A 7,800-nucleotide genomic window follows, 5' to 3' on the forward strand; every position below is an offset into this window, starting at 1 on the left:
ATTTGCACATTAGCCGCAGACAATCAGCAGGTCAAAACCCTTTATAACATAGCAGAACTGCAGAAGTTCTATGATCCCGAAAGTATAATCCCGTGACAATAATTATTAAGAAGGAGAAGAAGGAGAATTACTTAGGCGTTTTTTTTGAGCTATCTTGTGAAAATTGAGACCAAAACATCTTTTGCATTTGATCAAACCCTTGCATTGAAGCTGGCATCCAGGTTTTCATTAACGTTTCAGGGTCACTTGCTTGAATAGTCTCAAGCATTTTTTTTCTAACTTCTTCTATTGCTTCTTTTTGAAGTTCAGAAACATCGGGAAGACCCAAAAACTGCCGCGCTTCTTCCGGTGTACAATCTATATCAAAAGTGATTTTCATGGTTATTTCCCGCAATTCAATAAAGCTGTTTCAAATATCATACCTTAGTTACAGGAAATTAATTAGAAATTTTTAGATCAGCTTTTGTTTCACGGGAAACATTACTCAAGCGAAATAATTTTACTTCCAGTTCTCACTCAGACTAGTCAAAGGTTCCCTGGAAAATACCCAACACACAAGCTTACGCATTACATTGAGCATTGGTGTATAAATCATCCAAATTGTAACCATAACGGCCAAGAAGATGCCTCCGATAGCAACATCACCGAACCAGTGCCCTCCCCCGACCAGTCTCGGGCTGGCATTAATCAGGGCAAAAACACTCACAAGAATTCCATAGGAAATCCCAAAATATCGCCACATGAATATAACAGATATAAAAGAAATAGCGGCATGATCACTCGGGAACGATTTTCTTGTCCCTGTTTTAACTTCTATCCAGGAAACAAGATCATTTATATTAATAAAAGGTGTAAGAACTTGTGACGGACTTTGATGGTAATAAAGCTCAAACCCACGGGAAATTATTATCATTGTTATTACAACGGCAATAACTAAAAGAAAAATTCTGGCAAGACGTTCTTGAAAAGAATTTTCCCTATTCAATAAAACATACCAAAGGCAAAGAGATCCTAGGAATAGGCCACTTAAATTATCAAATATTTTACTATTAGTGAACGCCCAATAGTTGTTCCAAATCGTTCGTCCTTCTTGTAAAGAACCATTTAAAAAGAAAAAAATCTGTTCGTCCCAAGGGGTTTTAAAACCACTATCAATAAAAAAATATATAACCAGTCCAACAATCATATTCCAAAGAATTAACTTCTTGAAGTTCCATAATGACAGATTTTGATCAGAGTTATTCACTATTAAGCCCTTAATTCTTTTTACTGCGGGTATTCCTTACCCAACAACACCAAATTTGCTGTTATAATATCTTGAACCGACAAAAAGGGTTATCGTGTATCACACGTTTTCCTAATCTTATTACAAGCATCTGACAACCGGGAACTTCTATGTATCACTTAACCTTTACCTCGCCACAAGGCTATTTGGATGTTGCTGAAGAAGATAACAAAATTGTCCGCCTGCAATGGATTAATGATAAAGAACATTATGAACAAAGCCCTACACCCTTGCTTCTAAAATGTAAAAAACAACTGGAGCAATACTTTGCCGGAAAAAGAAATAACTTTGATGATATTCCGCTAGCTCCCCAAGGGACAAACTTTCAAAAAAATGTATGGAACGCCTTATATAAAATTCCTTATGGAAAAGTGAAAACCTATGGGGATATTGCCCATGAAGTTGAATCAGTTGCTCGGGCTGTGGGGGGTGCCTGTGGCGCAAACCCTATCCCTATCATTATTCCCTGTCATCGGGTCATCGCAGGAAACCAAGTTCTTGGTGGTTTTTCCGGGGGTGAAGGCGGAAAATCTAAAAAAGAACTCTTATTACTCGAAGGTTATAAAGTTTTTGAAGAAAATCAGCCAAGTCTTCCCGGGCTTTAAATAATGTTTAAATATTCCAGAAAACAGGCCTTTAATAATAACAAATACAGGTGAGCTATGAATAAGGGTATTAAATTTTATGAATATGGCGGACCAGAAGTCCTCCATTATGAAGACATTGAAATTGGTAAGCCTGGCAAAGGCGAAATAAGGTTAAAACAAACAGCTATCGGTCTTAACTTTATTGATGTCTATCACAGGACAGGCCTTTACCCTCAACCTTCGCTTCCTTCGGGCATAGGTTTAGAGGCGGCTGGCATTATTGAAGATATTGGACCTGGTGTGACAGACCTACATGTTGGGGACAGGGTCGCCTATGGCACTGGGCCAATAGGCTCTTATGCGGAACATAGAATAATTCCTGCAAATAAAGTTATTCTTATACCTGAAAGAATTTCTGATGAAGAAGCTGCCTCTGTCATGCTGCAAGGAATGACAGCTGAATATTTGATAAGACGGACCTATTGTGTTCAATCAGGCGATTTTGTGCTTTTCCACGCCGCTGCTGGTGGCGTTGGATCGCTTGCTATTCAATGGCTCAATTCTTTGGGCGCAACCGTAATAGGTACTGTCGGATCTGAAGAAAAAGCAGAAATAGCCAAAGCAAAAGGCTGTCATCACATCATTAATTATAAGACTGAAAACTTTGTCGACCGGGTTAAAGATATTACGAGTGGCAAAGGTGTAAACGTTGTTTATGATTCTGTTGGCAAAGACACTTTTGAGGGATCCCTAGACTGTCTAAAGGTCCGTGGCACAATGGTAACCTTTGGAAATGCATCTGGTCCCGTCCCTGCTATAGAACCACTAATACTTAATGCAAAGGGTGGAATTTATCTTACGCGTCCGAGTTTGGCGCATTATTGCGGAACTCATGATGACATGACGGCCTCAGCAAATGCTTTGTTTCAGGCAATTTCTTCTGGTGCAATCCAGATTGATGTCAACCAAAGTTATGCGTTGTACGACGCCCGCAAGGCCCATGAAGATCTAGAAGCAAGAAAAACAACAGGATCTACTATTCTTGTGCCAGAACACTAGGATAACACTGAAACCTAGTAGAAATAAAAAAGGGCTGCCAATTTTTCTAGCAGCCCTTTTTCTTGTTCACAAAACCAATTATTGATTCATTGAATCAAAGAATTCGTCATTATTTTTGGATGTTTTTAGCTTATCAACCAAGAACTCAACAGAATCTGTCACACCCATTGGTGTAAGAATACGGCGAAGAACCCACATCTTACTAAGGGTTGCTTTATCGACCAGTAACTCTTCCTTACGCGTACCGGATTTACTGATATCAATCGCAGGATAGGTACGTTTATCAGAAAGTTTGCGGTCCAGAACGATTTCAGAGTTACCTGTACCTTTAAACTCTTCAAAGATCACTTCGTCCATACGACTACCAGTATCGATAAGAGCCGTAGAGATGATCGTCAGACTGCCGCCTTCTTCGATGTTACGTGCAGCACCAAAGAAACGTTTAGGGCGCTGTAGAGCGTTCGCATCGACACCACCAGTCAAAACTTTACCAGAACTAGGAACAACAGTGTTGTAGGCACGGGCAAGACGGGTGATAGAATCAAGAAGAATGACAACATCCTTTTTGTGTTCAACAAGACGTTTTGCTTTTTCCAGAACCATTTCAGTTACCTGAACGTGGCGATGAGCAGGTTCATCAAATGTAGAGCTAACCACTTCACCTTTCACAGAACGAGCCATATCGGTGACTTCTTCTGGGCGTTCATCAATAAGAAGAACAATCAGGAAAACTTCAGGGTGGTTTGCCACAATCGACTGCGCAATATTCTGCATTAAGACGGTTTTACCCGTTCTTGGCGGCGCTACGATCAAGGCACGCTGACCTTTACCCAATGGGGTCACTAGGTCGATCACGCGGGTCGTCATATCTTTTTTTGTTGGATCATCAAGCTCAAGCTTGAGTTTTTCATCCGGATAAAGCGGTGTCAGGTTATCAAAATTAATCCTGTGACGCGAAGATTCCGGCTGATCAAAATTAATTTGATTAACTTTTAACAGGGCAAAATAGCGTTCGCCATCTTTCGGTGCACGAATTTGGCCCTCGACGGTATCACCCGTTCTTAAACCAAATCGTCTTACCTGACTTGGGCTGACATAGATATCATCAGGCCCTGGCAGATAGTTTGATTCCGGTGCACGGAGAAAACCAAACCCATCTTGTAAAATTTCCAAAACGCCCGAGCCAAAAATAGGCACATCGTTCTCAGCCATTTGTTTGAGGATGGCGAACATCATGTCCTGCTTACGCAGGGTGCTGGCGTTCTCTACTTCAAGTTCCTCTGCAAGCTTTAGAAGCTCTGCGGGACTTTTTACTTTGAGATCTTGTAAGTTCATATGATGGAAAATTTTGGTTCAGTTAAAAAATGAACGAGATGATAAGGATGCAACATACAAGTTAAGATTTATAAAAGGCTTCGTCATTATTTCGACGATCCCCAAAGACCTGTTATCTGTTGCAATGTAAATCGGAGTAACGGGCTGTTGATGTTGGCCCACGTTTGCTAGCGGGGTGAATTATAGTACCTCAAAAAGGAAGTCAAGTAAAAGAATTCTCCAAATTGTGCTTAAAATGGCTTCACAACGGCTAAAATCACGATCAAAATCATTAAAACTGTCGGAATTTCATTGGCATAACGATAAAAGCGCTCACTGCGAGTATTTTTATCGACTTGGAAGGCTTTCATCCATTTACCAGCGATTTCATGAAAAATGGTCAAGGCAATCAATAACGTAAATTTGCCATGAAACCACCCATCAGTATGAGCCTCAATATTTAAAACCAGCAATATACCAAAAAGCCAACTGGCCATCATTGCCGGGTTCATTATGAAGCGAAATAATTTTCGCTCCATAATTTTAAAAATCTGGGACCGTTCAGAATCAACAGGAACTTGGGTATGATACACAAAAATGCGCGGAAGATAGAGCAAACCTGCCATCCAGGAGATAACTGACATAATATGCAGAGCTTTTACCCAAAGGTAGCCCTCACCTAGAAATCCACCCATATTTCAGATATTTCCTGTTTAAAATCAGCCCCTGACGAGCGTTAACATTTTTTCGACGTTCTCGATTGGTGTTTGCGGCACAATGCCATGACCAAGATTAAAAATAAAGGGTCCACCGCTGAGATCGCTCATAATGGTTTCAATAGATCTTTCCAGTATTTCACCACCAGCAACAAGGACGAGCGGATCTAGGTTTCCTTGGACAGTTACGTAAGATTGAATGTTATCTCTGGCCCAAGATGTCGATAAAGTTGTGTCCAGTCCCAAGGCATCAGCTCCGCTTTCTTTTGCAAAAACGGGATAATTATTTCCTACACCCTTTGGAAAGAGAATAACTGGAACGTTGGGGTAAACTGATTTGATTCCAGCTATAATCTGTTTACAAGGTTCCAAACACCAACGGCGTAAAGCAAATTCCGGCCATACACCGGCCCAGGAATCAAAAATTTGTACCGTTTCAGCTCCGCTTTCAATTTGTTTAATTAGATATCTGGTTGTTGCTTCCACTACCAAACTGATTATTCGATCAAACTCTTTTGGTTTGGAATAAGCCCAGGTCTTTGCTTTCGCATAATCTTTGGAAGATCCACCTTCGATCATATAACTGGCGACTGTCCATGGGGCTCCGGCAAAGCCGATTAAAGTTGTTTCTTTTGGAAGTTCTTCTTTCAAGCGGCCAAGGGTTTCATACATTGGTGCTAAGACTTCATGAAGATTATCCATATTAAGTTTTGATAGATCTTCGATGGAATTTAAAGGTTCTAGTTTTGGTCCTACACCTTCTTCAAACCACACTTTTTGGCCTAGTGCATGGGGAATGACCAAAATATCACTAAACATAATTGAAGCATCAAATCCAAATCTACGAATAGGCTGAAGTGTTACTTCTACAGCGAGATCTGGGGTATAACAAAGATCTAGAAAACCGTTCGCTGATGCTCTTGTTTTTCTATATTCAGGTAAAAAACGGCCCGCTTGTCTCATTAGCCAGATAGGTGTGCGTTCAGTTTTTTCGCCCTTAAGAGCGCGTATCATGAGTTTGTTTTCGGTTTTCACGGTCTCTTTGAACCTCGCGTTAGAAGTTATCTCTATTAATATACTAAGTAATAGTAATTATTTGTTGTTGTTGTAGATCCCTGTGAATCACGAGGATTAGTCAGTTATTCATAACTTGTCCTCAAGCTTCAAGTCTTCAATTTAAATTTTTTGTTATTTCTATTTGTTCTGTGAATTTCATCGTGGATTGAAAATAGGGACTCGTTAACGAATCTCGGAGTCCTATTTTTTCCTTAATAACCTTAATTGTGGGGATAACTTTTTTATATTTCGGAGTCCTTTTACAAGTTTTGCACAGATGTGAGTATTGCAGCGAATTGTCGCATAAGACGAGGGAGTGACTTGGGGACAGCGTGTGTAAAAAAGGGGCATGTGGACAAATAGCTATAGTTATCCACAAAGTTTTACGCACTACCCCCAACTTTGTTCACACCTGAGGGCATGATCCGGACGGCATCTTTATAAAAAATAATAAGTTACTGTTTTATTTTTGGTTTAATGTTCCAAATCAGCTGAATAAAACTGAGTAAAAATAAGTTTTTTTTGAAGAAAATGTGAAAATAGATTGCTTTCCGGGCCAGACAGGTTTCGTGTTTTGCACTTAATGTGTATGTATGAAACACAACAATGTGCTCAAAAGCCGTAAGGCGGGACCGAGAGTTCGGAAATAGATATGTCGCAGACCCATTTACACCTTGTTTCTGATTCCACAGGTGAAACAATTAATTCTGTTGCCCGTGCCTGTATGGTGCAGTTTAAAGTGGAAGAACCTATTGAACATGTTTGGAGTTTGATACGAACCAAGGTTCAAATGGAAAAAGTTTTGCTTCAGATCCGGCAAAAACCTGGTCCTGTTCTTTTTACAGTTGTTAATCAGGAGCTTAGAGAAATTTTAATTCGGGAATGTCGGCGGTTGGGATTGCCTTCTATTCCAGTTCTTGATCCAGTTATTCATGCACTTGCGAGTTATTTCAATCTGGAAATGTCAGGTAAACCGGGACTGCAACACACATTGGATTCTGAGTACTTCAATCGAATTGAAGCGATGAACTTTGCTTTGAACCATGATGATGGGCAATTACCGCAGAATTTGAATGATGCCGAGATTGTATTGTTGGGGGTTTCCAGAACGTCAAAAACGCCAACGTGTATTTATCTGGCCAATAGAGGCTATAAAGCAGCGAATGTTCCTATTGTCCCGGGGTGTCCTTTACCGAAAGAGCTGGAAACGCTTACTAATCCTTTGGTCGTGGGGCTGACAAAAGACCCGGCAAGCCTGATGCAGATCCGTCGAAGTCGTTTGAAAATGATCTCAAATGAAGAAGAAACTGACTATGTCCACCTGGAATCTATTAAAGAAGAGGTGAAAATGGCGCGTAAGTTCTGTAACGAGCATCGCTGGCCCATTATTGATGTGACGCGCCGGTCTATCGAAGAAACGGCGGCAACAATTATCAAACACTATCATCGCCATATGGGCATTGCCGATGAATAGAGTTATAAACCAAGAAAACTTAGATCAGACCCCAGTCATTCTGGCCTCTGCAAGTAAAGCACGGGGGTTTCTTTTAAAAAATGCAGGGGTGTCTCTTTCTGGTTTATTGCCCGCTGCAATTGATGAGGATGAAGTTAAACAGTCCTTAAAATCCGAGGGTGCAACAGCGTTACAAGTTGCGGAAACTCTTGCAGAGCTTAAAGCGCGTAAAATTTCAATGACAAATCCAAATTCTTTTGTCATTGGCGCAGACCAGATGCTCAATTGTAACGGGGTCTGGTTTGATAAACCGACAGATCTGGATCATGC

Annotated in this window: 9 protein-coding genes; 4 read left to right on the forward strand and 5 right to left on the reverse strand. The window is 40.6% G+C overall.

Annotated features, from left to right (window positions below):
* Positions 1-127 precede the first annotated feature (127 nt).
* Both Q0241_RS02980 and Q0241_RS02985 read right to left on the reverse strand, forming a co-directional pair.
* A complete protein-coding gene (locus Q0241_RS02980) occupies positions 128-379 on the reverse strand; it encodes a DUF6489 family protein (protein WP_299372832.1) in 252 nt (83 codons plus the stop codon).
* A 120-nt stretch (positions 380-499) separates the two neighbouring features.
* Complete coding sequence (locus Q0241_RS02985) at positions 500-1,246, reverse strand: phosphatase PAP2 family protein (RefSeq protein ID WP_299372836.1); 747 nt, start codon at positions 1,244-1,246, stop codon at positions 500-502.
* 149 nt (positions 1,247-1,395) lie between these two features.
* Here Q0241_RS02985 and Q0241_RS02990 point away from each other — a divergent pair, with 149 nt between their 5' ends.
* Together Q0241_RS02990 and Q0241_RS02995 are read left to right on the forward strand one after the other, a co-directional pair.
* Positions 1,396-1,890, forward strand: coding sequence for a methylated-DNA--[protein]-cysteine S-methyltransferase (locus Q0241_RS02990; protein ID WP_299372839.1), 495 nt, complete (start codon positions 1,396-1,398; stop codon positions 1,888-1,890).
* Positions 1,891-1,947: 57 nt separating this feature from the next.
* Entirely contained in the window at positions 1,948-2,931 is a 984-nt protein-coding gene (locus Q0241_RS02995; RefSeq protein WP_299372842.1) for a quinone oxidoreductase, read from the forward strand.
* Positions 2,932-3,009: 78 nt separating this feature from the next.
* On the opposite strand, the gene rho is transcribed toward Q0241_RS02995, so the two are convergent.
* The 3 genes from rho to hemE form a co-directional block, all read right to left on the reverse strand.
* Positions 3,010-4,266 carry a transcription termination factor Rho gene (gene rho, locus Q0241_RS03000; RefSeq protein WP_047764081.1) on the reverse strand — a complete coding sequence of 419 codons (1,257 nt, stop codon included), beginning with the start codon at positions 4,264-4,266 and terminating at the stop codon, positions 3,010-3,012.
* A 230-nt stretch (positions 4,267-4,496) separates the two neighbouring features.
* Entirely contained in the window at positions 4,497-4,940 is a 444-nt protein-coding gene (gene hemJ, locus Q0241_RS03005) for a protoporphyrinogen oxidase HemJ (protein WP_299372853.1), read from the reverse strand.
* A gap of 24 nt (positions 4,941-4,964) precedes the next feature.
* Complete coding sequence (hemE, locus tag Q0241_RS03010) at positions 4,965-5,996, reverse strand: uroporphyrinogen decarboxylase (RefSeq protein ID WP_299372857.1); 1,032 nt, start codon at positions 5,994-5,996, stop codon at positions 4,965-4,967.
* 673 nt (positions 5,997-6,669) lie between these two features.
* Between hemE and Q0241_RS03015 the strand changes: the two genes are divergently transcribed.
* Both Q0241_RS03015 and Q0241_RS03020 read left to right on the forward strand, forming a co-directional pair.
* Complete coding sequence (locus Q0241_RS03015) at positions 6,670-7,491, forward strand: pyruvate, water dikinase regulatory protein (RefSeq protein ID WP_299372861.1); 822 nt, start codon at positions 6,670-6,672, stop codon at positions 7,489-7,491.
* On the forward strand, positions 7,484-7,800 hold a 317-nt coding region (locus Q0241_RS03020), incomplete at its 3' end, for a Maf family protein (RefSeq protein WP_299372864.1). The genes Q0241_RS03015 and Q0241_RS03020, both read left to right, overlap by 8 nt.

This window comes from uncultured Kiloniella sp., from assembly GCF_937128705.1.
Classification (GTDB): domain Bacteria; phylum Pseudomonadota; class Alphaproteobacteria; order Kiloniellales; family Kiloniellaceae; genus Kiloniella.